The organism is Bradyrhizobium glycinis, from assembly GCF_016031655.1.
Taxonomy (GTDB): domain Bacteria; phylum Pseudomonadota; class Alphaproteobacteria; order Rhizobiales; family Xanthobacteraceae; genus Bradyrhizobium; species Bradyrhizobium glycinis.
Map to the genome: position 1 here is coordinate 49,309 of NZ_JACCHQ010000009.1, position 25,799 is coordinate 75,107.

General features: G+C 66.0%; 23 protein-coding genes. 13 read left to right on the plus strand and 10 right to left on the minus strand.

The window, feature by feature from the left end:
- Positions 1–167 precede the first annotated feature (167 nt).
- From HZZ16_RS15595 to HZZ16_RS15610, 4 genes are read right to left on the minus strand one after another with little or no spacing between them, the layout of a single operon-like run.
- Entirely contained in the window at positions 168–2,231 is a 2,064-nt protein-coding gene (locus tag HZZ16_RS15595; RefSeq protein WP_197949330.1) for a hypothetical protein, read from the minus strand.
- Between the two features lie 7 nt (positions 2,232–2,238).
- The gene (locus HZZ16_RS15600) at positions 2,239–5,049 is read right to left on the minus strand and encodes a DUF4159 domain-containing protein (RefSeq protein ID WP_197949331.1); all 2,811 of its coding nucleotides are present in this window, start codon (positions 5,047–5,049) and stop codon (positions 2,239–2,241) included.
- Entirely contained in the window at positions 5,046–5,990 is a 945-nt protein-coding gene (locus HZZ16_RS15605; RefSeq protein ID WP_197949332.1) for a DUF58 domain-containing protein, read from the minus strand. Before HZZ16_RS15605 ends, HZZ16_RS15600 begins: the two co-directional genes overlap by 4 nt.
- Positions 5,990–6,988 (minus strand): AAA family ATPase, encoded by a 999-nt coding sequence (locus tag HZZ16_RS15610; RefSeq protein WP_197949333.1) that lies wholly within the window; start codon positions 6,986–6,988, stop codon positions 5,990–5,992. Before HZZ16_RS15610 ends, HZZ16_RS15605 begins: the two co-directional genes overlap by 1 nt.
- A 266-nt stretch (positions 6,989–7,254) precedes the next feature.
- Here HZZ16_RS15610 and HZZ16_RS15615 point away from each other — a divergent pair, with 266 nt between their 5' ends.
- The 6 genes from HZZ16_RS15615 to HZZ16_RS15640 all read left to right on the plus strand — a co-directional run bounded on the left by HZZ16_RS15615 (position 7,255) and on the right by HZZ16_RS15640 (position 11,304).
- Complete coding sequence (locus HZZ16_RS15615; RefSeq protein ID WP_197949334.1) at positions 7,255–7,866, plus strand: DUF1285 domain-containing protein; 612 nt, start codon at positions 7,255–7,257, stop codon at positions 7,864–7,866.
- A gap of 2 nt (positions 7,867–7,868) precedes the next feature.
- A complete protein-coding gene (locus tag HZZ16_RS15620) occupies positions 7,869–8,540 on the plus strand; it encodes a CoA pyrophosphatase (protein ID WP_197949475.1) in 672 nt (223 codons plus the stop codon).
- On the plus strand, positions 8,537–8,800 hold the full coding sequence (locus tag HZZ16_RS15625) for a DUF6111 family protein (protein ID WP_197949335.1): 264 nt from the start codon (positions 8,537–8,539) through the stop codon (positions 8,798–8,800). Before HZZ16_RS15620 ends, HZZ16_RS15625 begins: the two co-directional genes overlap by 4 nt.
- A 10-nt stretch (positions 8,801–8,810) precedes the next feature.
- Positions 8,811–10,067, plus strand: coding sequence for a CCA tRNA nucleotidyltransferase (locus HZZ16_RS15630; protein ID WP_197949336.1), 1,257 nt, complete (start codon positions 8,811–8,813; stop codon positions 10,065–10,067).
- On the plus strand, positions 10,064–10,834 hold the full coding sequence (locus HZZ16_RS15635; protein WP_197949337.1) for a sulfite exporter TauE/SafE family protein: 771 nt from the start codon (positions 10,064–10,066) through the stop codon (positions 10,832–10,834). The genes HZZ16_RS15630 and HZZ16_RS15635 overlap by 4 nt, the downstream gene beginning before the upstream one ends.
- A 116-nt stretch (positions 10,835–10,950) precedes the next feature.
- Positions 10,951–11,304 carry a cupin domain-containing protein gene (locus HZZ16_RS15640; RefSeq protein ID WP_197949338.1) on the plus strand — a complete coding sequence of 118 codons (354 nt, stop codon included), beginning with the start codon at positions 10,951–10,953 and terminating at the stop codon, positions 11,302–11,304.
- Between the two features lie 61 nt (positions 11,305–11,365).
- On the opposite strand, the gene HZZ16_RS15645 is transcribed toward HZZ16_RS15640, so the two are convergent.
- Both HZZ16_RS15645 and HZZ16_RS15650 read right to left on the minus strand, forming a co-directional pair.
- The gene (locus HZZ16_RS15645) at positions 11,366–11,560 is read right to left on the minus strand and encodes a YodC family protein (protein WP_197949339.1); all 195 of its coding nucleotides are present in this window, start codon (positions 11,558–11,560) and stop codon (positions 11,366–11,368) included.
- Between the two features lie 103 nt (positions 11,561–11,663).
- Positions 11,664–12,713, minus strand: a complete 1,050-nt coding sequence (locus HZZ16_RS15650) for a hypothetical protein (protein ID WP_197949340.1) — start codon at positions 12,711–12,713, stop codon at positions 11,664–11,666.
- A gap of 268 nt (positions 12,714–12,981) precedes the next feature.
- On the opposite strand from HZZ16_RS15650, the gene HZZ16_RS15655 reads away from it, so the two are divergent.
- The 4 genes from HZZ16_RS15655 to HZZ16_RS15670 are packed head-to-tail and all read left to right on the plus strand — an operon-like array spanning position 12,982 to position 18,643.
- Entirely contained in the window at positions 12,982–13,365 is a 384-nt protein-coding gene (locus HZZ16_RS15655; RefSeq protein WP_197949341.1) for a hypothetical protein, read from the plus strand.
- A gap of 51 nt (positions 13,366–13,416) precedes the next feature.
- On the plus strand, positions 13,417–15,117 hold the full coding sequence (locus HZZ16_RS15660; protein ID WP_246510152.1) for an efflux RND transporter periplasmic adaptor subunit: 1,701 nt from the start codon (positions 13,417–13,419) through the stop codon (positions 15,115–15,117).
- A gap of 6 nt (positions 15,118–15,123) precedes the next feature.
- The gene (locus HZZ16_RS15665; protein WP_197949342.1) at positions 15,124–18,243 is read left to right on the plus strand and encodes an efflux RND transporter permease subunit; all 3,120 of its coding nucleotides are present in this window, start codon (positions 15,124–15,126) and stop codon (positions 18,241–18,243) included.
- 28 nt (positions 18,244–18,271) lie between these two features.
- Complete coding sequence (locus tag HZZ16_RS15670) at positions 18,272–18,643, plus strand: hypothetical protein (protein ID WP_246510153.1); 372 nt, start codon at positions 18,272–18,274, stop codon at positions 18,641–18,643.
- Positions 18,644–18,901: 258 nt separating this feature from the next.
- Here HZZ16_RS15670 and HZZ16_RS15675 read toward each other — a convergent pair whose 3' ends face one another.
- From HZZ16_RS15675 to HZZ16_RS15690, 4 genes are read right to left on the minus strand one after another with little or no spacing between them, the layout of a single operon-like run.
- Positions 18,902–19,645, minus strand: a complete 744-nt coding sequence (locus HZZ16_RS15675) for an HAD family hydrolase (protein ID WP_197949482.1) — start codon at positions 19,643–19,645, stop codon at positions 18,902–18,904.
- Positions 19,642–20,529: an oxygen-dependent coproporphyrinogen oxidase gene (gene hemF / locus HZZ16_RS15680; protein WP_197949484.1), complete on the minus strand. Its 888-nt coding sequence runs from the start codon at positions 20,527–20,529 to the stop codon at positions 19,642–19,644. Before hemF ends, HZZ16_RS15675 begins: the two co-directional genes overlap by 4 nt.
- A 20-nt stretch (positions 20,530–20,549) precedes the next feature.
- The gene (queE, locus tag HZZ16_RS15685) at positions 20,550–21,182 is read right to left on the minus strand and encodes a 7-carboxy-7-deazaguanine synthase (RefSeq protein WP_197949343.1); all 633 of its coding nucleotides are present in this window, start codon (positions 21,180–21,182) and stop codon (positions 20,550–20,552) included.
- Positions 21,183–21,192: 10 nt separating this feature from the next.
- Positions 21,193–21,660: a tRNA (cytidine(34)-2'-O)-methyltransferase gene (locus HZZ16_RS15690; RefSeq protein WP_197949344.1), complete on the minus strand. Its 468-nt coding sequence runs from the start codon at positions 21,658–21,660 to the stop codon at positions 21,193–21,195.
- A gap of 279 nt (positions 21,661–21,939) precedes the next feature.
- On the opposite strand from HZZ16_RS15690, the gene petA reads away from it, so the two are divergent.
- The 3 genes from petA to HZZ16_RS15705 all read left to right on the plus strand — a co-directional run bounded on the left by petA (position 21,940) and on the right by HZZ16_RS15705 (position 25,514).
- Positions 21,940–22,470, plus strand: a complete 531-nt coding sequence (petA, locus tag HZZ16_RS15695; RefSeq protein ID WP_197949345.1) for a ubiquinol-cytochrome c reductase iron-sulfur subunit — start codon at positions 21,940–21,942, stop codon at positions 22,468–22,470.
- A 63-nt stretch (positions 22,471–22,533) separates the two neighbouring features.
- The gene (gene fbcH / locus HZZ16_RS15700) at positions 22,534–24,606 is read left to right on the plus strand and encodes a cytochrome b/c1 (RefSeq protein WP_197949346.1); all 2,073 of its coding nucleotides are present in this window, start codon (positions 22,534–22,536) and stop codon (positions 24,604–24,606) included.
- Positions 24,607–24,839: 233 nt separating this feature from the next.
- Positions 24,840–25,514: a dienelactone hydrolase family protein gene (locus HZZ16_RS15705; protein WP_197949347.1), complete on the plus strand. Its 675-nt coding sequence runs from the start codon at positions 24,840–24,842 to the stop codon at positions 25,512–25,514.
- Positions 25,515–25,799 lie beyond the last annotated feature (285 nt).

Below are 25,799 nucleotides of genomic sequence, written 5' to 3' on the forward strand. Positions count from 1 at the left end.
GCCTGAAATTTTAGAGAATTCCCCGAATTCCGCAAGCTGGGGTGACCGGCAGCGAAGCGCACGAAGTTTGGGCCGCGCAGTCGATCATCTCGACCGCGCGCACCACTAATGTTCATGAGATTGTCATCCGACGGCGGGCGGATTCAGAGAGCTTCCGTCAGCAGCGTTCACCGCCCCTCGCGCACCCAAGTCGCCGCGAATGCGCCGAGCAGCAGCAGAAGACCGATCAGGCCGGAGAAGATCGGCAGCACGCCGACGCCCTTGACCACGCTGGCGTCGCGCATCCGCACGCCCATCCAGCCGTCGCCGTGGAACATGCCGACCGAGCGCACCGGCAGGATGCGCGGCAGCTCGACGCTCGAGCCCGTGGCCACGCGCACGGCATCGCCGCCGGTCGCCTGTGTCAGCGGCTTCAACGTATCGACCGTGGAGGTCACTTCCGAAAATTCCTTCGGATTGGTCGGGCCGACATTGATCAGCGCCTTCAGCGTGCCGTCGGTGGCCTGCCACAGGCCGAGCTCGTTCGCCGGCAGGCTGGCGCGCCACTCGCCGGGATCGCCGGCGCTCAGCGTCAGATCCTGCGATACACCAGACGGCGAGGTCACGCTGACAGGCTGGACGCTGTCCGCCATGGTCTGACGCACCACGACGAGGTCCTTGCCCTGCACCTGGAGGCGCAGCGCCTCTTCGTCGAGATCGGGCTGCTTCATCAGCCAGTGCGACATCCGACGAAGCAGGTCGAGATGCGGACCGCCGCCCTCATAGCCGCGCGCCCACAGCCAGATGTGGTCGGACAGCAGGAGCGCAACACGGCCCTCGCCGAAGCGCGACAGGAACAGCAGCGGCTTGCCGTCGACGCCGGTCATCACGGGCGGGTTGACCGCATTGCGGGTATCGACGGTGCGGAAAAACCGGCTCCAGCGCGGCGGCTCGCTGGCGGAGCCTTCCAGCCCGCGCGTGACGGGATGACGTTTGCCGATATCGGACAGATGCGCATAGAACGGCTTCTCGGTGACGCCGACGGGTTCGGCCGGCAGCACCGAATCGAGCGGCGTGCGCCAGATGCTGCTGTTCGAGGCATAGTCGGGCCCGGCCGAGACCAGCACGGCGCCGCCTGCGCGCACGTAACGCGCCATGTTCTCGAAATAGGGGATCGGCAGCACGCCCTGGCGGGCATAGCGATCGAAGATAATCAGCTGGAAGTCGTTGATCCTCTGCTGGAACAATTCGCGGGTCGGAAACGCGATCAGCGACAATTCGTTGATCGGCGTGCCGTCCTGCTTCTCCGGCGGGCGCAGAATGGTGAAATGCACGAGGTCGACGCTGGCGTCGGACTTCAGGAGGTTGCGCCAGGTGCGCTCGCCGGAATGCGGCTCGCCAGAGACCAGGAGCACGCGCAGTCTGTCGCGCACCCCGTCGATCGCCACCACGGCGCGGTTGTTGACCGGCGTCAGTTCCTTCTCCAGCGGCGAGGCCTCGATCTCGACGATGTTCGGCCCGGCATGCTTGATGTCGACGTCGACGCTCGCGGCCTGGCCGCTGGAGAGCGTGCGCTCGTTGATGACCTCGCCGTCGCGGCGCACCGTGATCCTGGCGCGCTCGCCGGAGACGCCTTGGTCGTCGAGGCGGTAGGAGATGGTCTGGGGCTGTCCGACGATGCCGAAGCGCGGCGCGGCGGTGATTGCGATGCGGCGGTCGCGCTCGTCCTTCTGGCCGGTGATCAGCGCGTGCACCGGCGCCTGGAAGCCGAGCGCGGCGGTGTTCGCGGGAATGTCGTGGACGCGGCCGTCGGTGATCAGGAACGCGCCGGCGACGCGGTCGACCGGGACGTCCGCCAAGGCCGAGGCCAGCGCCCCGAACAATTTCGTGCCGTCGGTCTCGCCGTCGGCCTGGCCGGCCTCGACGAGGCGGACCTCGAGGCCCTTAATCTTCTTCAGGCTGTCGACCAGCGCCTCCTGCGCTTGCGCAGCTTCGCGATTGCGGCTGCCGAAATTCTGGCTGGGGCTCTTGTCGACGACGATTGCGGCCACCGAGGTGAGGGGATCGCGGTCCTCGCGTGTGAAGGAGGGATTGGCCAGCGCCAGCAGGAACAGCGCCAGCGCGGCCACGCGCACCGCGGCGCCGCGCGCACGCGCCAGCAGCAGCACAAGCGCGATGACGACGATCGCGGCGAGCGCGAGCCACAGCACGATCGCGGGAACAAGCGGTGTGAACGCGATGCCGTAATTCATGTCGATCCTATTGCCCCAGCCGTTCGATCAGCGCCGGAGCGTGCACCTGGTCGGCCTTGTAATTGCCGGTCAGCGTGTACATCACGATGTTGGCGCCGGCGCGGTAGGCGAATTCGCGCTGGCGGGGGTCGCCGCCGGTCACCGGCAGCATGGCCTGTCCGTCGGGCCGCACCGCCCAGGCACCGGCGAGGTCGTTCGAGGTGATGATGATCGGCGAGACGCCGTCGCCGCCGCGGGCCGGCCGCTGCGCGCTCTCATCGTCGTCTTCGCGCGGCAAGGTCTCGACCCAGGTCTGGCCGGCGGTGAAGCGGCCGGGGAAGTCGCGCAGCAGGTAGAAGGTCTTGGTCAGTACGTGCTCGCGCGGCACCGGCTCGAGCTCGGGCACGTCGAGCGAGGACAGGATATCGCGCAGCGTCTGCATGGCCGGGGTCTGCGCCGCGCCGTTGGCGCCGGGCGGTGCCTCGATCGCGTCGCGGGTGTCGAACAGCACGGTGCCGCCCTGCTTCATGTAGGCGTCGATCTTGTTGATGGCCTCCTGCGGCGGCTTCGGCGCGCCCGGCACGATCGGCCAGTAGATCAGCGGGAAGAAGGCGAGCTCGTCGCGTGCGGGATCGACGCCGACGGGATCGCCGGCCTCGAGCGCTGTGCGCTGGGCCAGGAACAGCGTCAGCCCGTTCATCCCCGCCTTGACGATCGAATCGACGTCCGCATTGCCCGTGACGACATAGGCGAGGCGGGTCTGTGACACCGACTTCATCGCGAACTCGTCCGTGACGCCGTCGGCGCGCGACGGCGCCGGCGAGAGCGTCGCGAATCCCGCGAGCAGGGCGAGCACGATCATCGCGGGCGCGGCGCGGCGGCGTAGCAGCGCGGCAATGCCGCCGCCGAGCACCGCGACGATGATGGCATCGATCAGGAACAGCGCGAGCGCCGTCGACAGCAGCCAGCCGCGCAAATCGCGCGGCTCGGCGTTAGTATAGGTGGCGTGCCGGGCGCGCAGGCTCGCGGTGTTCAGTGCGGCGATGCGGTCGGCGCTGGCAAGCGTGTTCACGGCGAGCGGTCCTTCTGCCGGGCCGTAGAAGCCGGGCGGATGATCTGATGTGGCGCGGTCGCGGTAATCCGCAGGAAGCGGCTTTGCAGTCGCGGGCGGCGGACCGAACGCGCCAAATCCGTCGAGGATGTGCAGCGGTGCCACCGTCTCGGCGGTCGCTTCGCCGGCAACGCCAGCGCCGGGCTTCGAGGTGTAGCCGGACATGTCGACCACCCGCCGCAGCATTTCGACGAAGGTGCCCGACATCGGCAGATCCGACCAGCGCATGTCGGCGCTGACGTGGAACAGGCTGACGAGGCCCTTGCCGCGATGCTCGCCGGTGACGAGCGGCGTGCCGTCTTCCAGCGAGGCCCAGCTCTTGGTGGCGAGCACGGCGTCGGGCTCGGCCAGCACCTGGCGGCTCACGGTGACGTCCTTCGGCACTGCGACGCCGGTGAACGGACCATCGGCTGCGAAAGAGGCGAGATGCTGCGGCTTCTCCCAGGTCAGGCTGCCGCCGAGCGTGCGGCCACCCTTGCGCAGCTTGACCGGCACGAGGTCGTCCTCCGCCTGTGCCAGCCGGGGCCCAGCGAACCGCACCAGCACGCCGCCCTGGTCGACCCAGGCATTGAGGCGTTCGCGCAGCTCGGGGGCGATGGTGCCGACGTCGGCGAGGATGATCATCGGCAGCTTCTGGTCCAGGAACTGCGTGATTCCCTGCTGCGGCGAGCCTTTGTCGGCGAGCCTGACGTCGGCGAACGGCGCCAGCGCGCGGGTGAGATAGAAGGTCGGCGCCAGCAGCGGCTGCGCGGTCTCGCTGGTCGCGCCCGAGACGATGCCGATGGCACGGCGGCGCCAGCGCTTGTCGAGCAGCTGCACCGCGCCGGCGGAGCGCTCGCCGGAGATTTCCAGTCGCGTGATGTCGTTGCGCAGCTCGACCGGCAGCTCGAACGCCGCCTCGGTTTCCTTGTCCTGCGGACCGAACGTATAGCGGGCTTCCCCGATCGGCGAGGCCTTCTGGTCCAGCGCGCGCACGGTGCCGACCGCGATCCCACTGTCGGTGCGCAGCACCTTCACCGTCATCTTCGCCGCGGCGTTCTCGGCGGCGGCCAGGGCCAGCGGCGAGGCGGTGCCGCCGTCGAACACGGTCAGGCTGCGATCGCCGATGGTCTTGCCGAGGCCGGCCACGAAGTCCTCGCCGCGGCCGGTGTCGACGCCGTCCGAGAGCCAGGCGATCTCGCAGTCGCCGGTCACTTTGAGGAAACGGTCGATTGCGGCGAGCGTCTCGACGCGGTCGATCGAATAGGGCTTGGGCGCCAGCTGCCGCAGCGCGACGCGCGCGGCGCCCGCCGGCATCAGGGTGATGTCGCGGTTCGGCTCGGACAGCGGCACCAATGCGATGCCGCGGCCGTCATTATCGGCATTGGCGATCAGCTCGTCGGCGGTCCTGATCCTGACGTCCCAGTGCGATGCGGCGCTCCAGCCGTCGTCGAACATGATCATCAGCGGCGCCTTGCTGCCGGCGACGCCCGTTTGCGGATTCCAGATCGGGCCGGCGGCGGCGAAGATCACCAGCGCGGCGGCGAGCAGGCGGAGCGCGGTCAGCCACCAAGGCGTCCGCGAGGGCGTCTCTTCGCGCGGCGTGATGTCGAACAACAGCCGCGTCGGCGGAAACTCGATGCGGCGCGGCCGCGGCGGCATCACGCGCAAGAGCCACCACAGCACGGGCAGGCTGACGAGGCCGATCAGGAGCAGCGGTTGCGTGAAGGCGAGCGGCAATCCCATCATGCGGCCGGCCCCGCCTTGATCGTCGTGGTGCGCGCGCCCGACTTGCTCACCTGCATGCCCGCATGCAGGAACAGCAAGAGCTCGGCGGCGGAGCGGTCGGTCGCGTGCGTCGTGAAAAGCCAGTCGAGCTTGTTGGTCTCGGCGCGGATCTGGTCGCGGTGCAGCGCGAGCCGCGCGGTGTAGTCCTGCGCCCAGCTCTCGGCGCGACCGGCGGTGATCACGCCGAAGCCTTCGGGCTCGACGAACTCGACGCGGCCCGAATAGGGAAAGGACTCCTCGGCCGGATCGACCACCTGCACCAGCGTGCCGTGCGCGCCGGAACTGGAGAGCCCGGCGAGCATCGTCCTGATCTCGGCGATCGGCGACCAGAAATCCGACAGCACGATGATCTCGGCGAGCGCGGCCGGAACGAAGGACGGCGGCAGGCTGAGGCGGTCGGCATCGTCATGCAGCATCGCCTGCGCCATCCTGTCGATGACGCTGCGGCTTGCGGTCGGCGCCATCAGCCCGGGAATGCCGACGCGTTCGCCGCCGGCGACGAGCAGCTCGGCCAGTGCGAAGGCGACGATCAGCGTCCGCTCGAGCTTGGACTCGCGCGCGGTCTTCGAGGCGAACGCCATGGAGGGCGAGCGGTCCGGCCAGATCCAGACCGTGTGCGCGGCTTCCCATTCCAGCTCGCGCACATACAGATGGTCGTCGCGCGCCGAGCGGCGCCAATCGACGTTCTGCGACGGTTCGCCCGACACGAAGCGGCGGTACTGCCAGAAATTTTCGCCCGAGCCGGCGCGGCGCCGTCCATGCAAGCCGTGGATGACGTTGGCGGCGATGCGGCGGGCTTCCAACACTAGGCGCGGCAACGAAGCGGCGAGCGTGCGGCTTTCGCCATCGGCACGTCGGATCGCCAATATCTCCTTCGCTGCCCGCCCGTTCTCCGCTGCCATCAACCGATCCGTGTCTTCAATTGCCGGATCACGTCCGGAATCGTGCGGCCTTCGGCGCGCGCCTGGAACGTCAGCGCCATGCGGTGCTTCAGCACGGGCTCGGCAAGGTCGAGCACGTCGTCGATCGAGGGCGCCAGGCGCCCGTCGATCAGCGCACGCGCGCGCACCGCCAGCATCAGCGATTGGCTGGCGCGCGGGCCGGGGCCCCAGGCGATGAACTTGCCGGCTTCGCCGGCGTCGGGACCCGGGCGGGCCGAGCGCACCAGCGACAGGATCGCCTCCACCACGGAATCGCCGACCGGCAGGCGCCGGATCAGGCGCTGCGCGGTGATCAGCGCATCGGGCGTCATCGCGCCCTTGGCCAGCGTCTCCTCCGCGCCCGTGGTCTCGAACAGGATGCGGCGCTCGGCATCGCGATCGGGATAGTCGACGTCGATTTCCATCAGGAAGCGGTCGAGCTGGGCTTCGGGCAGCGGATAGGTGCCTTCCTGCTCCAGCGGGTTTTGCGTCGCGAGCACGTGGAAGGGTTTCGGCAGATCATGACGCGCGCCGGCGACGGTGATGTGCTGCTCCTGCATCGCCTGCAACAGCGCCGATTGCGTGCGCGGGCTGGCGCGGTTGATCTCGTCGGCCATCAACAGCTGCGCGAACACGGGACCGGCAATGAAGCGAAAGGCGCGCTTTCCCGCGGTGCTCTCGTCCAGCACTTCGGCGCCGAGAATGTCCGACGGCATCAAATCGGGCGTGAACTGGATGCGCTTGGCGTCGAGACCGAGCGTGACGCCGAGCGTCTCGACCAGCTTGGTCTTGGCAAGGCCCGGTACGCCGATCAGGAGCGCATGGCCGCCGGAGAGGATGGTGACCAGCGTGTTCTCGATCACGCGATCCTGGCCGAAGATGACCGAGGCGATCGCGTCCTTGGCTGCGCGAACCTGGCTCGACACCTGCTCGGCCGAACGGACGATCCCGTCCTCGAGTTTCTCGACACTCTCCGCCATTCGCTTGCTCCTTCAGCCTGCCACGCGGCTTGCTTGCATCGTCAGCACGTCACGTCAGGTCATCACGCCAGATCATGGGCCCCATGCTAGACTTGCAGGAAGGCCATGTATTCGTTGAATTAACCTATCCCCACCTTATCGGCTTCGGGTTATGTACGGCATCACGAAGTGGCGACCTCCACACCGGACTTTTCCGGATGGAACCGCGCACCTAAGTACAACGTAGACCTGCACCAATCGTGCCAATCACAAAGTCAGGGCAAACCATGGCGAACCAAGGGCAGAGCGCCGATCGCGGTCTTGAGGGGCTGACTGCCGCCGCCAAAAGCGCTGCCAGTACCGAAGGCGCCAAAAAGGGCCTGCCTCCGGTGCATCTGTGGAATCCGCCGTTTTGCGGCGATCTCGACATCCGAATCGCCTCCGATGGTACTTGGTTCTACATGGGGACGCCAATCGGGCGTCCCGCCCTGGTGCGGCTGTTTTCGACCATCCTCAAGCGCGAGGGCGACAAGCATTTCCTGGTCACTCCGGTGGAGAAGGTCGGCATCCGCGTCGACGATGCGCCGTTCATGGCGGTCGAGATGCAGACGGACGGCGAGGGCAGCCATCGCGTGCTGCGCTTCCGCACCAATGTCGACGACTGGGTCACCTGCGACGCGGCACACCGGCTGCGTTTCGAGCAGGCCGAGGATGGCGCGCTGACGCCCTACTTGCACGTCCGCGCCGACCTCTGGGCCAAGGTGACGCGCGCGCTCTATTACGATCTGGTTGACATGGGCGAGGAGCGGATGGTCGATGGCCAGCCGATGTTCGGTGTCGAATCGGCCGGCGAGTTCTTCGCCATGGCCGATGCGGAGCAGGTGAGGGCGGCGCTTTGAATCTGAACAACCCCATCCTGACGAACGAGCCGGTCGCGCTTGGCGCTGCGGATTTCTTCGCCCGCTCCAGGGCGCGGCTCGGCTTCGACGTGCCGCCCGGCCTCTATGATCCCAACATCATCCCCACCTCGGGCGATCCCGGCACCGACAAGATGCTCGAGATCATCGCGCGCGAGCAGCCGGTGCGCCCGGCGGCGGTCCTGATCGCGGTGGTCGATCATCCCGAGCCCACCATCCTCCTGACGCAGCGCTCGGCGCATCTCAACGACCATGCCGGCCAGATCGCCTTTCCCGGCGGCAAGATCGACGCGACCGATGCCTCGCCGCTGGATGCGGCGCTGCGCGAGGCCGAGGAGGAGGTCGGGCTGTCGCGCGACTTCGTCGAGCCGCTCGGCTATCTCGATCTCTACGGCACCGGCTTCGGCTTCCGCATCCTGCCGACGGTGGCGAAGGTCAGGCCGGGCTTTTCGCTCAGCATCAATCATTCCGAGGTTGATGATGCATTCGAGGTGCCGCTATCCTTCCTGATGAATCCGGTGAACCACCAGGTGCACAGCAAGGAATTCCGCGGCACGCCGCGGTCCTATTACGCGATGCCGTTCGCGGAACGCTACATTTGGGGTGCGACGGCCGGAATGCTGCGTGTGCTGTATGAGCGGATCTATTCATCATGATCCGGGCGGTTCTGACCGAGATCGGAATCTTCCTCATCCCCTTTGCCGTCTATGCGCTGTTCCTGGCCGCCACGCGCTCCGGCCTGTTCGCACGCTCGTCCTGGCCGGTCGCGATCGTCGCACGTCTCTTGCTGGTCGCGCTCGCGCTTGTCATCGTCGGCCTGATCGGGCTGGCGCATTTCTCCGGCGCGCCGCCGGATTCGACCTACGTCCCCGCCCATATCGAGAACGGCAAGCTCGTGCCGGGCGTGGAAAAATAGGGGCGGGCCGATGAGCGCGGAGCCTTTACTCGCCGATGCGCCCTGGCTGACCGCAGGCGGGACCGCGCGCGTCCTGGCGCTGCTCGGCACCGATGGCGAGGAGGCGCGGGTGGTCGGGGGCGCCGTGCGCAATGCACTGCTCGGCCTTGCGCCGGGTGACATCGACATCGCGACCACGGCGCTGCCGGACGAGGTGATCCGGCGTGCCAAGGCTGCGGGCATCAAGAGCGTGCCGACGGGCATCGACCACGGCACGGTCACGCTGGTGATCGATGCCCACCCCTATGAAGTCACGACGCTGCGCGAGGACACCGAGACCTTCGGCCGCAAGGCCAAGGTCGCGTTCGGCCGCGATTGGGTCAAGGATGCCGAGCGGCGCGACTTCACCATGAACGGCCTGTCGGTCGATGTGCGCGGCGTCGTCTACGACTATGTCGGCGGCATCAACGACGCCAAAGCGCGGCGCGTGCGCTTCATCGGCGATCCCGACCAGCGCATCGCCGAGGATTATCTGCGCATCCTGCGCTTCTTCCGCATCCACGCCGCCTTCGGCGCCGGCGAGCCCGACCGCGAGGGCTATCTTGCCTGCATTCGGGGACGCGCGGGCCTTGCCAGCCTGTCGGCCGAGCGGGTGCGCATGGAGATGCTCAAGCTGCTGGTCGCCGGCGGTGCGGCTGCGGCCGTGCGGGCCATGGCCGAGGGCGGATTACTGCAAACGCTGATCGGCGGCGTCGTCTATACGGGTCCCCTGGACACGATGATCGCGATCGAGCGCGAGCTCGGGCTCAGCCCCAGCAGCACGCGGCGCCTGGCCGCGCTCTCGGTCGCCGTCACCGAAGACGCCAAGCGCCTCGCCGTGCGCCTGCGGCTCTCCAATGCCGAGGCCAAGGCGCTGGATTCGATGGGGCACCGCTGGTGGCGCTTTGCCACCAAGGACGAAGCCAAGGCACGGCGGTTGCTGTACCGGCTCGGGCCCGAGCGCTATCACGACCGCGTATTGCTGGGCTGGGCGCGCGCCGCCGCTGACGTGCATTCGCCGCGCTGGCGCGCGCTCGCCGAGCTGCCGCAGCGCTGGACCGCACCGAAATTTCCGCTGAAGGCCGCCGACTTCATCGCCCGCGGTCTCGCCGAAGGACCTGCGCTCGGCCATGTGCTGACGCTCGCCGAGGACGCTTGGCTCGCGGCGGATTTCCCACTAGAGGAAGCCGCACTCGCTGCCATCGCCGATCAAGCCGTAGCCCGCGTCAAGCGCGACCAGAAAGATTGACCATCGTCTCAGGCTTCGCCGATATCTCGCTTGTCCAGCTTCTGCTGGTCGCCGCGATGGCGTTGTTTGCTTCGATCATCGGCGGTCTCGCCGGCTACGGCACCGGCGCGCTGATGCCCCTGGTGCTGGTGCCGCTGGTCGGCGCCGAGCCCGTCGTACCGATCATCGCGATCTCCGCGATGCTGACCAATGCGAGCCGCGCGCTTGCCTATGTCCGCCATGCCGACCGCCGCCGCGCAGCTATCGTGCTGGCCTGCGCAGGCTTGACCACCGCCCTCGGCGCCTATGGCTACACCCGCCTCACCAATGCCGGCGCGGCGCTCGTGATCGGCACCATGCTGATCCTGAGCGTGCCGCTGCGCCGCGTGCTCCGCCGCCGCGCAGTGAAGATCGGCGACGCCGGCCTTGCCGCCGGCTCGGTCGGCTATGGCGTCCTGGTCGGCGGCACCTCGGGCTCCGGCGTGATCCTGCTCTCGCTGTTGATGGCCGCAGGGCTCGAAGGCGCCGCCGTGGTCGCGACCGATGCGATGATCTCGCTCGGCACCGGCCTGATCAAGATCTCGGTGTTCGGCCTCGCCGGCGCCGTCACCGCGCAGGTGCTCGCCTTGGCGCTGCTGATCGGCGGCATGGCCGTGCCCGGCGCGTTCCTGGCGAAGGCTTTCGTCGAACGGATGCCGGTGCAGATTCACACGGCGATCCTCGATGCCGCCGTAATCACCGGCGGGCTGGTGATGACCGCGGCGGCGGCGAGGCAGCTGGTCGTGTAGATTCCATTCCGCCGCGGCGCAGTCTCGTGTTCCCAAACCCAGGTCGTGCTATCCCCTTCCAGGAGGTTAGCCTGTCACCATATGCGGGCTGGAAATCTTCACCTCCAGGAAACGCAATGAAAGCACCCGCAAATCTCGCCGAGAAGCTTGCAACGTTCACCGATCGCTTCTCCCCGCGCACGGTCGCGACCTATAACGACAACGACATCATGGTGGCCAAGCTCGAGGGGCCATTTCATTGGCACAAGCACGAGGACACGGACGACTTCTTTCTCGTGCTCAGCGGGACGCTCGACATCGAACTGCGGGACCGCACGGTCACCCTCAACCCCGGCGAGGTTTTTGTCGTGCCGAAGGGCGTTGAGCACCGACCGGTGGCGCATGGGGAAGTGCACATCCTCCTGATCGAGCCGACGGGGACGCCGAATTCGGGAGACAAGACTACGGCGGCGCCTCGTATCCTCGTCTGATCAACCGCGCCCGTCATCAGGGAAGCGCTCGGCTCTCGCGAGAATGCACTCCGAGAAGTGCCTACTCCTCGTCATCATCTTCGTCTTCGTCGTCCTCTTCCACCTGCACGAGCACGGCGAGCGGCAGCGTCTCGCGGAACAGGTCGCCTTCCATGCCCATCCACAGGCACAGCGCCTCGTTGTCCTTCACCTCCGCGACGGTCAGCGGCTGACCGCCGGATTTCAGCATGACGACATCGCCGGCCTTCAGATCCATGGATTGTCCTTTCGAGTTGATCGACGAGGCCGACGCTAACAGCCCGTCATGACAGGCCGATCACGCCGGCTGCCGGTGCCGAAAGGTGTCTCCGCGGTACGGCTCAGCTGCGCTCGCTCGTGACCGGCTGGTTCGGCAGGCATTGGTTGCTGAAATAGCCGATGACATCGCGCGCGAACGGAACATGGCAGAAGAAGCCGGTGGGACGGTATCGCACCCTGATGCGATCCAGCTGCGCCATGGTCAGTGTCATGAACGCGTCCAGCCGGCGGGCCTGAAGCTGCAGCCGGTGCTCGTTAGTGTCGCGCGGCTTCTCGAGCTTGCGATCATTGGCGCCATCGTTGCCGGAGGCCGGCGCCTGCAACGCATTCGGCTGGCCGCGGAGCACCTCGAAGCAATGGTGCATCACCAGGACGTGGTGCTTGGCGCTCCACCAGTTGATGACCAGGACTTTCTGCAACGCATCGATCTCGCCATCCGCCCGCCTGGCACAGAGGTTGACGTAGGATTTGAGCCCGTTGGCCGTCGGGTCGTTGCACAATTCGTCGCTGGGGCGTCCCGGATCGGCGCCATTGTAGATCGCACCCTTGAACTGCGGAAGGTTGGCTTCGGAATCGCAATCGAAATTATACTTGGTGAGCTGCGTTGCCGTCAGGGGATCCTGGTCGAGCGTGTGCTCCGCGGCCGGATCGCGCCCGAGGTCGCTGGGCCAGTCGATGTAGATCTCCGCCTTGCGCGCGAAGATGGCGCCGTTCCGCCGCAGCGACGTGCGCGCCTTCCAATAGTCCGAGAGCGAGTCGAGCGTCTTGGAGTCCACCGGAACGAAAGCAGGGCTTGCCTGCGCCTTCAGCGAGCCGAACTGCTCGCGCAGCATGATCTCCTGCTGGATCTGCACGTCGGCGAAGGCATCCGAGATCTCGATGAAGGTCTCGGTCGCCTTCTGCATGTCCGCCTTGGCCTGCTCGCCGACCTTCTGCTCATAGGAATTCAAGTACTGGAAATATCCGCCGAGGAAGCCGGTCAGCAGGGTCACGGCCGTCAGTCCCTTGGTGACCGAGAGGCGGCTGTCCCAGGATTGAATTCTCTGCCAGATGCCCGCCGTCTTCACCGGGGATCGCGTGCGCGCTGCCTGCTTTGGAAGGTCCTGCTCCATTGTCGCCTCCAACTCACCACGCCCCATGGCGCGAGGCTACCGCAATCCCGGATTGCGGCTTGTGAAGCATTTCACTTCAAGTGAGGCAGGTGGGCTGCCGGATCTCAGGCGGCGGCAGCTTGGCGAGCGAGCGGCGAGGGTGTCTGGACCACCTCCCACGCGATGCGCCTGCGCGGAACGTCGCCTTGAATTCACGGTCGGCATCATCTAGTTTTTCGGCGTGCTGCACGGTGCCCTCCACCATGTTCGTCAACTCGCCAGAACGGCCATGTTCGTGGCGATATCCGCGTTTGTGCTTCAGGCGGCCCTGATTTCGGTCTCGCAGTTGAAGGCGGCTGTTGGTGCCATGCCGACGCCATCCGTCACGCTCAGCGGTTCCCTGCATTTCCACGATCAGTTGGCAGGGCACGTGCATTCCCACGCCGGCGACGACGCGGAAGGCCACGTCCATGACGGGCCGGATCACGACGACGACGGCGCTCCCGGCGTGGCCTGGGACATGTTTGGCACCTCGATTGCCTCAGCGCAGGTCGTTCACCTGCTCAGCGTCTTCGAAGTGCTCGGCGCCATGGACCTGCCGCTTGCGCGGGCCATTGTCGGGGTGCGGCCCGAGGGACTCGTCCGGCCACCAAGTACCTTCAGCATCGCGTAGTCCCGGCGGCGCTTCGGCCGCCGCCCTTTCGCATGTCTGAAGGATCTTTCGATGTTGATGAATCAGCGCTGCCCGAAGGGGCGGCTCGCAGCTCTTGGGCTGGCCGGCGCTGTCTGGTTGGCGGGCCTGTTCCTTGGTGTCTCGGGGGCCTTTGCCCATGAGGGGCACGATCACGGCGACGCCGAGAAGACGGCGGTCGTGTCCTCGGCCTATCCGAGGATTGCCGCGCGCTCCGAGCTCTACGAAGTCGTCGGCATCCTGAAAGACGGCAGGCTGTCTGTCTTCATTGATGATGCAGTGACGAACGAGCCGGTTTTGGACGCCGCCTTGCTGGTCACGATCGGCGAGTCTGCCCCGATCGAGGCATCAAGCCGGGAGGACGGCGTCTACACCGCCCCCATGCCGAACGGCACACCGTCCGGATCGGTTGAGGTCATCTTCTCGATCAGCGCTGCCAGGGGAAATGATCTGCTGGTCGATTCGTTCATACCGCGTGCGGAGGCCCGGCCCGCGGAGCAGAAGCACGAGCCCGGCTGGCTTCTCTCGAAGCGAGCGGCCATCGCCGCGTCCGTGCTCGCCGCCTTGGGCTTCGGCCTTCTCTTCGCCCATTGGAAGCGGCGTGGCCGCTTCATGGCGGCCTTCATGTCCGTCGTGATGGCGGCGGCATTCGTCGTTCTCGCCGCCATCATGTTCGGCGAGGGCAGGACGAATGCAACGCAACCAAATCCGCCGGATGTTCCCGCGCTGAGCGATGCCCCGCGACGCCTGCAAGACGGCACGGTCTTCGCGGCCAAGCCGACGCAGCGTCTGCTCGAGGTACGAACCGCTGCAGCCGAGCCGCAGTCGATTCATCCCGCCGTCACCCTGATCGGCCGCGTCATGGCCGACCCCAACCGCAGCAGCATCGTGCAGAGCATCTACGGCGGCCGCGTGGTTCCCACCGATGACGGCATCCCCCGCATCGGACAAGCCGTCCGCAAGGGCGATCTGCTCATCCGGATCGAGCCGCATCTGCCAATCGCCGATCGCACGACGATCCTCGAGAAGGTCGGCGAGATCGAACAGCTGATGACGATCACGGAAAACAAGCTGCGGCGTCTCCGGCCGCTGGCCGAACGCGGCGCGGTGCCGCAAGGGCAGGTCAACGACCTCGAAAGCGAATTGGAAGGCCTGCGGGCGCGCCGCGAAACCGTTCGCAATTCCCGCACCGGCTTCGAGGAGCTGCGGGCATCGACCGACGGCATCATCACCTCGGCCAAGGTCGCGCCGGGCCAGGTCATACAGCCGCAAGACGTCCTGTTTCAGATCGCGGACCCTCGCAGTCTTTGGGTCGAGGCACTCGCCTATGACGAAATAGGCTTGAAGCAGCCTGAAGCCGCAACGGCAATGGCCCCGAACGGGCAGCAGATTGCGCTGAGCTTCGTCGGAACGAGCCGGGCGCTGCGCCAGCATGCGTCCGTGGTTCAGTTCGCCATTCCGGAGCCACCAGCAGGTCTCAACATCGGTCAGCCGTTGAATGTGATGGTCCAGACCGGAGCGCCCGTGTCCGGCCTGGTCGTGCCGCGCAATGCCGTCGTTCGAAGCGGCAATGGCGAGAATATCGTCTGGCTGCACACCGAGCCCGAGCGCTTCGAGCCTCGGCCGGTTCGCGTGGTGCCGGTGGACGCAGCCCGCGTGATTGTGGCCGCCGGTGTCAACGAAGGCGAACATATCGTCGTTCGCGGCACCGACCTCATCAACCAGATCCGGTAGCCGACCATGTTCAAGCTCATCGTCCAGGCAAGCTTGCGCAATCGCCTGTTCGTGCTGGCGGTCGCCGCCGTCCTGGTCGGTTACGGCCTGTTCGTCCTGCCGAGCGTTTCGGTCGATGTCTTGCCGGACATCAACCGCCCGACCGTCAATATCTTGACCGAGGCAGAGGGATTGGCGCCCCAGGAAGTCGAGCAGCTGGTGACGTTCCCGATCGAGACGTCGATGAACGGCATGCCCGGCGTCATCCGGGTACGCTCGGTCTCGGGCGTTGGTCTGTCGGTCGTCTATGTCGAGTTCGATTGGGGCGTCGACGTCTACCGCGCCCGGCAATTCGTCTCGGAGCGGATGGCGCTGATCCGCGACCAATTGCCGTCTGCGGCCAATCCCCAGATGGGCCCGGTGACCTCGATCATGGGCGAGATCATGCTGATCGCGCTGACGAGCGATGGCACGGCTTCACCCATGGACGTGCGCGAGATCGCCGACTTCGTCGTCCGGCCGCAACTCCTCGCCATTCCCGGCGTCGCCCAGGTGATCCCCATCGGTGGCGAGGTCCGCCAATACCGCGTGACGCCGAACGTGGCCACCATGCAGGCGCTCGGCGTCACCCACGATCAGATCGAGCAGGCGGTCGCCAGATTCGGCACCAACAGCGGCGGCGGCTTCGTCGACCAGCATGGCCGCGAATATCTGATCCGCAATGTCGGCCTCACCAGGCGTATCGAGGATCTCCGCAACACCGTCGTCCTCAACCGCGGAGAGCAGCCGATCCTGCTGAAGCAGGTTGCCTCGGTGGATTTTGCCGCGCGGACCAAGCGCGGTGATGCCGGCTACAACGGCAGGCCTGCCGTCATCGTCAGCGTCATGAAGCAGCCGGCTGCGGATACTGTGGCACTGACGCGCGATGTCGAGTCCACGCTGCGGGACCTGCAGCGCACCATGCGCGGGGGCATCAGCGTCACCAACGTGCAGTTCCGGCAGGCCACCTTCATCGAGACCTCGATCGGCAATGTCGAGCACGTCCTGGTCGAGGCCGCAATCGTCGTCGCAATCGTCCTGTTCGTCTTCCTGATGAACGGTCGCGCCGCGTTCGTGTCGCTGACGGCCATTCCAATATCGATCCTGGTGACCGTCCTGGTGTTTCGCGCCTTCGGCCTCACGATCAACACAATGACACTGGGCGGCCTCGCCATTGCGATCGGCGAGCTGGTCGACGATGCCGTGGTGGACGTCGAAAACATCCTGCGGCGCCTGCGGGAGAACGCAGCGTCGAGCACGCCGCGTCCTGTCCTCGACGTGATCTCCGGCGCGAGCCAGGAGGTTCGTTCCAGTATCGTCTATGCAACGATGATCATCGTTCTCGTCTTCGTGCCGCTGTTCGCCCTTCCGGGAATCGAAGGGCGGCTGTTCACGCCGCTTGGCGTCGCCTATGTGGTCTCGATCCTCGCTTCGCTGCTGACCTCGATCACTGTGACGCCGGTGTTGTCTTCCTATCTGCTTTCGGGACGAGCTCATTCAGGCGACCGCGAGAGCTTTGTCGTCACGAAGCTGAAGCAGGCCAATCGGCGGGTGCTCGGCTGGGCCTTCGAGCGGCAGGGCCTGGTGCTGGTCTTCGTCGCCGCCGCGGTCGCGGTCGCGGGCTATGCCGCGAGCCAGATGCCCCGCAGCTTTCTTCCTCCCTTCAACGAGGGGACGCTGGTCCTGTCGCTGCAGTACAATCCAGGCATTTCGCTCGCTGAATCCAACCGTCTTGGATTGCTGGCGGAGCAGTTGCTCGCAAAGGTGCCCGAGGTGAAATCGGTCGGACGCCGCACCGGCCGTGCCGAGCTCGATGAGCACGCCGAAGGCGTGCACTACAGCGAGATCGATGTCGATCTCACCCCATCCAAGCGCCAGAAGGCGGACATCTATGCGAGCATCCGGGAAGCCCTGTCCGCGCTGCCGGCGTCGGTGGCCATCGGACAGCCGATCAGCCACCGCCTCGATCATCTCCAGTCCGGTATTCGTGCCCAGATCGTGCTCAAGATCTTCGGCCAGGACATCGAGATGCTGCGGCGGCTGTCCGAAACGGTGCGCCAGCGTCTATCGACGATCCCGGGTCTCGTCGATCTCCAGGTCGAGAAGCAGGTGCTGATTCCGCAAGTGCGGGTTCAAATCGATCACGCCCGCGCCGCGCTTCACGGCCTGACGCCGGCTGCGGTCACCCAGGCACTCGACGCGCTGTCCAATGGCCGGAAGGTCTCCCAGATCGTCGACGGCAATCGCCGTTTCGACGTCGTGATGCGCCTGTCGGAGCAAGACCGTTCGACGACGGGACTGCACAACCTGCTCATCCCGACCGGATCGGAGTTCATCCCGCTGAGCGCTTTGGCCGACATCGTCGAGACGGACGGGCCCAACCAGATTCAGCGGGAGGGAACTCAGCGCAGGATCGTCGTCTACGGCAACGGGGACGGACGCCGCGACATCGCCGATATCGCTGCCGACATCCAGAGGTCGGTTCGCGAGCTCGATTTTCCGCAAGGCTACACCACCAGCCTCGAAGGCGCGTTCCAGGCCCAGCAGGAGGCGTCCTGGCGCATCGGCATTCTGTCGCTGGCCTCGATGGCGATGATCTTCGTCGTGCTCTACAGCCGCTACAGGTCGATCGCACTGGCATTGATCATCATGGGAGGTATTCCGCTCGCCCTGATCGGAAGCGTCGCCGCGCTGAAAATCTCCGGGCAGCCCTTGTCGGTGGCCTCGATGATCGGCTTCATTACGCTGGCCGGCATCTCGGCGCGCAACGGGATCTTGAAGATCTCGCACTACATCAATCTTGCCATCTACGAAGGCGAGCGTTTCGGGGCCGGGCTGGTCGTTCGCGGCACCATGGAGCGCCTCAGTCCGGTGCTGATGACGGCGCTTTGCGCAGGACTAGCGCTCACGCCGCTCTTGATCGGCGCGGACGAGCCGGGCCGGGAAATCCTGCACCCGGTAGCCGTGACGATCTTCGGCGGCCTGCTCAGCGCCACGGTCCTCGACACAATCGTGACCCCGATTCTGTTTCTGATGTTCGGCAAGCAGCCGCTGCAGCGGCTGGTGGCCGGACACGCGGCAACGTTCACCCCCGCGGAAGCCTATTGACGCGCGGATAACCACCGAGGAGCCTACAATGAGAACCTATATCGGCCTCGCCATGACGGCTGTGACGATCGCGACGCTGGATGTTGCCGCGGCGCAGACGAAAGGCAGCAACGGCGGCCCCGTCGTCAAATCGCAAGGGCATCCGATCGAATTTGTCAGCAAGGGGACGGACATCGTCTTTTACGTTGGGGACGACGATGGATCGCCGCTGTCGACCAAGGATATGCGGGGACGCGCAACGATTCAGGATGGCGGCAAGACGGTCACCGTTCCGCTTGCGCCGGCCACTCCCAACATGATGACGGGAAAGCTGCAGGCCGAGCTGTCGCCGAAGGCGATCGTGGTGTTCTCCGGCAGCTTGCACGGTCATTCGCTGACCGCGAGATATGCTGCGCAATAATGGGGACGTGAAAGGCGCGCCGGGCGGCGACGGAAGGGGATCGTCTTCCGTGCCCATCGAGAGGCGGAGCGGCTCCTCCGTCGCCGGCCGGGAAGGCCGCCTCTGTGCGCACCACCGCGGAGATCGCGACGATGACATTATGCCCCTGTTTTGCCCGACGGAGCAAATCCGTTTCGTAAAATCCGTAAGCCCTTGATTTTGCAGCCGCCGGCTACTGTGCATGGGGTTGTTTTCGCAGTTTTTGTTTTGGGGGCTCGATCACGCCCGGTCAGGCAGCAGCTCGCCGAGCGAGCGGATGATGCGGTCGGGCTTGACCGTCGAGCCTTCGGGCAGGCCCTCGCCATGCACGTCCATCCAGATCGCATAGATGCCGAGGCGCTGCGGCGTCACGACTTCCCATTCCAGATTGTCGCCGATCATCCAGGTGTCCGCAGGCGTGACGCCGAGCGCCTGCATCGCGTGCAGATAGGCGCGCTCCTCGGGCTTGCCGAAGCCGTGCTCGCCCTCGATCTGGATGTGATCGAAGCGATGCGCCAGCTCGAAGCGTTCGACCTTGGCGCGCTGCATGTCGGCGGCGCCGTTGGTGACCAGCGCGAGCTTGATGCCGAGCGCCTTGAACTGGTCGATCGCCTCGTGCGCGCCCGGAAAGACGAACATCTCCTCCTCGCGGTAGGCGGTGAAGCGGTCGGCGATGCGAATGGCGAGGTCGTCGGGCAGGGCGCGGTGGCCTGCGGCCGCGAGCGCGGCGAAGCCGCCCTTCACCGTCAGGTGCCGCGCCTCGCCGAGCTTCATCCGCCACGCTGCTTCCGCATTGGCCCAGAAGTTTCGCGCGAAGGCCAGCACCGCGGTTGCGACCATCGGCGGCGGCAGCGGGGCGAGCTCTTCGGCGAATTCGGCCGTGATCGTGTTCCAGGCGATCTCGGGCCGGCCATAGGCCGACAGGATGGTGTCGTCCATGTCGATCAGCATGGCGCGCGGCAGCGGCGGCAGCACGGCATTCATGGCCACTTCACCTCCGGCGGCAGCGACGACAGGATCGAGTCCACGTTGCCGCCGGTCTTCAGTCCGAAGATGGTGCCGCGGTCGTAGAGCAGGTTGAATTCGACGTAGCGGCCCCGGCGGATCAATTGCTCCTCGCGGTCCGCAGCCGTCCAGGCGCTCGCGAAGTTGCGCCGTACGATCTCGGGATAGACCTTCAGGAAGGCGCGGCCGACGTCCTGGGTGAAGGCGAGGTCGGCGTCCCAGTCGCCGCTGTCGTGCCAGTCGTAGAAGATGCCGCCGATGCCGCGCGCCTCCTTCCGATGCGGCAGGTAGAAATACTCGTCGCACCATTTCTTGTACTTGTCGTAATCGGCAACGCCGCTCGGCTGCGCGCAGGCCTGTTTCATCGCGGCGTGGAAGGCGATGCTGTCGGGATCGTCCTGCGTCCGCCTTCGCTCCAGCACCGGCGTCAGGTCGGCGCCGCCGCCGAACCAGGCCTTCGTGGTGACGACGAAGCGCGTGTTCATGTGCACGGCGGGCACGTTCGGATTGCGCATGTGTGCGATCAACGAGATGCCGGAAGCCCAGAATTTTGGATCCTCCGCAGCGCCGGGGATCTGGGCCCGAAATTCGGGTGCGAACTCGCCGTGCACCGTCGAGCAGTGCACGCCGACCTTCTCGAACAGCCGGCCATGCATCATCGACATCACGCCGCCGCCGCCGGCCGCGCCGGAATGGTCGGTGCGCTGCCACGGCGTGCGCGTGAAGCGGCCGGCATCGCCCGGATAGAGGCGTTGCGGCGCGTCGTCCTCGAGCCGCTCGAAGCTCGCGCAGATGTCGTCGCGCAAGCGCTCGAACCAGGCGCGGGCGCGGGCCTTGCGGGCTTCGATCGTCGTGACGTCCATCTGCATTCGCGGGTCGCGTCCTATCTGATGCCGAGCGATTTGTGGGTCTGCACGCTGAGCCGCCATTGCGGATGGCGCAGGCAATAGTCGATCGCGCGCGCGGTGTTCTCGATGATTTCGGGCCCGTCCATCGGCTGCAGCGAGAAGCGCTCGAAGGCGAGATCCTCGAATGCTTCGGGCATCGCCAACGCCTGGGGATAGACCAGCTTCAGCTCGTGGCCGCGCCGCAGGACCAGCTCGCTGCCGCCCTTGGGGCTGACGCAGATCCAGTCGAGTCCCTCGGGAGCTGCGATCGTGCCGTTGGTCTCGACGCCGATTTCGAAGCCTCTTTCGTGCAGCGCCTCGATCAGCGCGGCGTCGACCTGGAGCAGCGGCTCGCCCCCGGTCAGCACCACGTAGCGATTGGCGGCAGCCGCGGTCCATTGCGCGGCGATGGTATCGGCGAGTTCCGCGGCCGAGCTGTAGCGCCCGCCGAGCGTGCCGTCGGTGCCGACGAAATCGGTGTCGCAGAACTTGCAGGTCGCATCCGCGCGGTCGGCCTCCCGGCCGCTCCAGAGGTTGCAGCCGGCAAAGCGGCAGAACACCGAGGCGCGCCCAGCATGGGCGCCTTCGCCTTGCAGGGTCAGGAAGATTTCCTTGACCGCGTAACTCAAGCCTCTCTCCTCAATCTGTCACACCTTGCGGGTTCCGGATCTGCCGCAGCGCCTCGCCGGCGGCCATGGCCACGCTCATGGCCACATTGAGCGACCGCAGCCCTGCCTTGATGGGGATCACCAGGCGCGCATCGGCGGCCTCGACCACCGCATCGGTGACGCCAGCGCTCTCACGCCCGAATAGCAGGATGTCCGAGCTGTGGTAATGAAAATCGCGGTAGTCGGTGGCGGCCTTGGTGGTGAACAGCAACAGCCGGTGGCCCTGGCCTGAGCGCCAGTCCTCGAACGCCGCCCAGGAGACGTGGCGGGTCAGCCTGACATGGTCGAGGTAATCCATTCCCGCCCGACGGAACAGGCGGTCGGAGACGGGGAAGCCCGCCGGTTCGATGATATGGGCATCCATACCCAGGCAGGCGCAGAGGCGAAGAATCGTGCCGGTGTTCTGGGGGATGTCGGGCTGGAAAAGCGCGATCTGCATGGGCGGCGGCGAGTTGGCTTGCGGGCGCAAAATGTCTCAATAAAACATCGCCCGCCCGGGAATTCGTGCATGGCACGCTCCCACGCCGTTAGCGGGCTTGCGCTCGCCCGGCAAGGGTGCCAATAGAACGATTCTGGACTGCTGTTTCACCCGTTTAGAGGTGAACAAGCCAAGTTCTGCCGCCGCGGGGGGCCGCGGGCGCCGGCAGCCTTTCCGGGGACCTCTTGGGCGCCCCTCGGAGCGGTTCCACCGGTAGCGCAAGAAGAAAGGGTTGGAATCGTGACGACAGCGTCTTCGGCGGACCATCCGACACGCCGTGATTTCTTATTCGTTGCAACGGGGGCAGCTGCAGCAGTAGGGGGCGCGGCTGCGCTCTGGCCCTTCATCTCCCAAATGAATCCGGATGCCTCGACCATCGCCGCTGGTGCGCCGATCGAGGTCGATCTCAGCCCGATCGCCGCGGGCCAGGACATCAAGGTGTTCTGGCGCGGCAAGCCGATCTACATCAGTCACCGCACCAAGAAGCAGATCGACGAGGCGCGCGCCGTCAACGTGGCGAGCCTGCCGGATCCGCAATCCGACGAGGCCCGCGTCAAGTCCGGCCACGAGCAGTGGCTGGTCGTGATCGGCATCTGCACCCATCTCGGATGCATCCCGATCGCTCATGAAGGCAGCTACGACGGGTTCTTCTGTCCCTGCCATGGTTCGGTGTACGACACGTCCGGCCGCATTCGCCAGGGCCCTGCGCCCTCGAACCTGGCAGTGCCGCCGTACCAGTTCGTTTCCGACACCAAAATCCAGATCGGCTGAGCTTCGGACTAAAAGTCCGAAGCTTCGCGCCGTCTCGTCGTACTATTTCCTCAGGATCGCATCATGAGCGGACCATCCGACTACCAGCCGAGCAATCCGGCCCTGCAATGGATCGAGCGGCGTCTGCCGATCTTTGGTCTCATCCATTCCTCCTTCGTCGCCTATCCCACCCCGCGCAACCTGAACTATTGGTGGACCTTCGGCGCCATTCTCTCCTTCATGCTGGGGATGCAGATTCTGACCGGCGTGATCCTGGCGATGCACTACACGCCGAATGCCGATCTTGCCTTCAAGTCGGTCGAGCTGATCGTCCGTGACGTGAACTACGGCTGGCTGCTGCGCAACATGCACGCGGTCGGCGCCTCGATGTTCTTCGTCGCCGTCTACGTCCACATGTTCCGCGGCCTGTACTACGGGTCATACAAGGAGCCGCGCGAGGTGCTGTGGATCCTCGGCGTCATCATCTACCTCCTGATGATGGCGACCGGCTTCATGGGCTACGTGCTGCCCTGGGGCCAGATGAGCTTCTGGGGCGCCACCGTCATCACCAATTTGTTCTCGGCCGTTCCCTATATCGGCGAGAGCATCGTGACGCTGCTGTGGGGAGGCTATGCGGTCGGCAACCCGACGCTGAACCGCTTCTTCTCGCTGCACTATCTCTTGCCGTTCGTGATCGCGGGCGTCGTCGTGCTGCACGTCTGGGCGCTGCACGTCGCCGGCCAGAACAATCCCGACGGCGTCGAGCCGAAGACGGAAAAGGACACGGTGCCGTTCACGCCGCATGCCACCATCAAGGACATGTTCGGCGTCACCTGCTTCATGCTGCTGTACGCCTGGTTCATCTTCTACATGCCGAACTATCTCGGCGACGCCGACAACTACATTCCGGCGAATCCGGGCGTGACGCCGCCGCACATCGTGCCGGAATGGTACTACCTGCCGTTCTACGCGATCCTGCGCTCGATCCCGAACAAGCTCGCGGGCGTCATCGCGATGTTCGGGGCGATCATCATCCTGTGCTTCCTGCCCTGGCTCGATGCCGCCAAGACGAAGTCGTCGAAGTACCGTCCGCTCGCCAAGCAGTTCTTCTGGATCTTCGTCGTGGTCTGCATCCTGCTCGGCTATCTCGGTGCGCAGCCGCCGGAGGGCATCTACGTGGTCGCCGGCCGCGTCCTGACGGTCTGCTACTTCGCCTACTTCCTAATCGTGCTGCCGCTGCTCTCGCGCATCGAGAAGCCGCGGCCGGTGCCGAACTCGATCTCGGATGCGGTGCTGGCCAAGACCGGCAGCCGGTCGACGCCGATGGTCTCGACCGCGATCGTGCTGGCGCTCGCCGGCTCGCTGTTCGCGGGCTCGGTCGACAGCGCGAAGGCGTCCGAAGGCAGCGATACGCCGCCGGGCAACAAATGGTCGTTCTCGGGCCCTTTCGGTAAGTTCGATCGCGGCGCGCTGCAGCGTGGCCTCAAGGTCTACAAGGAGGTCTGCGCCAGTTGCCACGGCCTCTCCTACGTCGCCTTCCGCAACCTCGCCGAGCCCGGCGGGCCCGGCTATTCGGTGGCGCAAGCCGCTGCGTTTGCTTCCGAGTACAAGGTCAAGGACGGTCCGAACGATGCGGGGGACATGTTCGAGCGGCCGGGCCGGCCGGCGGATTATTTTCCCTCGCCGTTCCCGAACGAGCAGGCCGCGCGTGCCGCGAACGGCGGTGCGGCGCCGCCGGACCTGTCCCTGATTACCAAGGCGCGCTCCTACAAGCGCGGATTCCCCTGGTTCATCTTCGACGCCTTCACCCAGTACCAGGAGCAGGGGCCTGACTATGTCGCCGCGGTGCTCCAGGGCTATGAGGAGAAGGTGCCGGAGGGCGTCACCATCCCGGAGGGCTCGTACTACAACAAGTACTTCCCCGGTCACGCCATTAAGATGCCGAAGCCGCTCAGCGACGGCCAGGTGACGTTCGACGACGGCTCGCCGACCACGGTCGCGCAATACGCCAAGGATGTCACCACCTTCCTGATGTGGACCGCCGAGCCGCACATGGAAGCGCGCAAGCGCCTCGGCTTCCAGGTCTTCGTGTTCCTGATCGTCTTCGCGGGCCTGATGTACTTCACCAAGAAGAGGGTCTGGGCCGACTCGCACTGAGCGGCGCGAGACGACAAATGAAAAAGCCCCCGCGAGGGGGCTTTTTTTGTCATTCCGGGGCGCGCGATAGCGCGAGCCCGGAATCCATCGCGCGACAGAGTTGGTGGATGAATGGATTCCGGGCTCGATGCTGACGCATCGCCCCGGAATGACGGGAGTGTGGATTGCGTCATCCGCATGCACCGGCCAAAATACCCTCAACCGATCCCCCAGAAACTCACCGGAGGACCACCATGGGAACCAGCATCACCTTCAAGCGCCCGGACGGCAAGGACGCCTCGGGTTATCTCGCCAATGCCGCGCGCGGCAATGCGCCAGGCGTCGTCGTGATCCAGGAATGGTGGGGCCTGTCGGACCAGATCAAGGGCCTATGCGACCGTTTCGCGCTGGCCGGCTTCGACGCGCTGGCGCCCGATCTCTACAAGGGCAAGGTGGTGCCGTATCACGACACGGACAGCGCCAACAAGGAGATGAACTCGCTCGACTTCATGGACGCCACCACGCAGACCGTGCGCGGCGCCGCGCAATATCTGTCACGCAACGGCGCGAAAGTCGGGCTGACAGGATTCTGCCTCGGCGGCGCCGTGACCATCATCGGGGCGACCAAGATCCCGGAGCTCGCGGCCGGCGTCGTGTTCTACGGCATCCCGCCCGAGCAGGCAGCCAAGCCCGCCGACGTCAAGATCCCGCTCCAGGCTCATTTCGCCAACAAGGACGATTGGTGCACACCGGAGCTGGTGGGCGGCTTCGAGAAGGCCATGAAGGCCGCCGGCAAGTCGCTGGAGCTGTTCCGCTATGACGCCGAGCACGCCTTCGTCAACGAGCAGCGCCAGGCCGTGCACGACCGCGAAGCCGCCGAGCTCGCCTGGGGCCGGGCAACGGAGTTCTTCAGGAAGCATCTGGGGTAGGGGCGTGAAGGACAAATCTGAAGCCGATGCGCAGTCGCAGCGTGAGGTCTTCAAGGTCCCGGAGGATCACCGAGCAGCCATTCTCAGGGGCCTCCGCGAGGCGGATCGAGGCGAGTACGCGACCGATGCAGAGATGGCCGCGCTTTGGAAGCGGTGCGGCCTCTAGCCCGCAGCCCGGATGGAGCGAAGCGTAATCCGGGGACTTTCCCATTGTGGACGAACCCCGGACTGCGCTGCGCTCCATCCGAACTACGGCACCGGACCCACCCTTGACGCCGCCCCTGC

Excerpts from the sequence above, each read along its gene's own strand:
- HZZ16_RS15595 (WP_197949330.1), bottom strand. The coding sequence starts at position 2,231 with ATGAATTACGGCATCGCGTTCACACCGCTTGTTCCCGCGATCGTGCTG.
- HZZ16_RS15600 (WP_197949331.1), bottom strand. The coding sequence starts at position 5,049 with ATGATGGGATTGCCGCTCGCCTTCACGCAACCGCTGCTCCTGATCGGC.
- HZZ16_RS15605 (WP_197949332.1), bottom strand. The coding sequence starts at position 5,990 with ATGGCAGCGGAGAACGGGCGGGCAGCGAAGGAGATATTGGCGATCCGA.
- HZZ16_RS15610 (WP_197949333.1), bottom strand. The coding sequence starts at position 6,988 with ATGGCGGAGAGTGTCGAGAAACTCGAGGACGGGATCGTCCGTTCGGCC.
- HZZ16_RS15615 (WP_197949334.1), top strand. The coding sequence starts at position 7,255 with ATGGCGAACCAAGGGCAGAGCGCCGATCGCGGTCTTGAGGGGCTGACT.
- HZZ16_RS15625 (WP_197949335.1), top strand. The coding sequence starts at position 8,537 with ATGATCCGGGCGGTTCTGACCGAGATCGGAATCTTCCTCATCCCCTTT.
- HZZ16_RS15630 (WP_197949336.1), top strand. The coding sequence starts at position 8,811 with ATGAGCGCGGAGCCTTTACTCGCCGATGCGCCCTGGCTGACCGCAGGC.
- HZZ16_RS15640 (WP_197949338.1), top strand. The coding sequence starts at position 10,951 with ATGAAAGCACCCGCAAATCTCGCCGAGAAGCTTGCAACGTTCACCGAT.
- HZZ16_RS15645 (WP_197949339.1), bottom strand. The coding sequence starts at position 11,560 with ATGGATCTGAAGGCCGGCGATGTCGTCATGCTGAAATCCGGCGGTCAG.
- HZZ16_RS15650 (WP_197949340.1), bottom strand. The coding sequence starts at position 12,713 with ATGGAGCAGGACCTTCCAAAGCAGGCAGCGCGCACGCGATCCCCGGTG.
- HZZ16_RS15655 (WP_197949341.1), top strand. The coding sequence starts at position 12,982 with ATGTTCGTGGCGATATCCGCGTTTGTGCTTCAGGCGGCCCTGATTTCG.
- HZZ16_RS15660 (WP_246510152.1), top strand. The coding sequence starts at position 13,417 with ATGTTGATGAATCAGCGCTGCCCGAAGGGGCGGCTCGCAGCTCTTGGG.
- HZZ16_RS15665 (WP_197949342.1), top strand. The coding sequence starts at position 15,124 with ATGTTCAAGCTCATCGTCCAGGCAAGCTTGCGCAATCGCCTGTTCGTG.
- HZZ16_RS15670 (WP_246510153.1), top strand. The coding sequence starts at position 18,272 with ATGAGAACCTATATCGGCCTCGCCATGACGGCTGTGACGATCGCGACG.
- HZZ16_RS15675 (WP_197949482.1), bottom strand. The coding sequence starts at position 19,645 with ATGAATGCCGTGCTGCCGCCGCTGCCGCGCGCCATGCTGATCGACATG.
- hemF (WP_197949484.1), bottom strand. The coding sequence starts at position 20,529 with ATGGACGTCACGACGATCGAAGCCCGCAAGGCCCGCGCCCGCGCCTGG.
- HZZ16_RS15690 (WP_197949344.1), bottom strand. The coding sequence starts at position 21,660 with ATGCAGATCGCGCTTTTCCAGCCCGACATCCCCCAGAACACCGGCACG.
- fbcH (WP_197949346.1), top strand. The coding sequence starts at position 22,534 with ATGAGCGGACCATCCGACTACCAGCCGAGCAATCCGGCCCTGCAATGG.
- HZZ16_RS15705 (WP_197949347.1), top strand. The coding sequence starts at position 24,840 with ATGGGAACCAGCATCACCTTCAAGCGCCCGGACGGCAAGGACGCCTCG.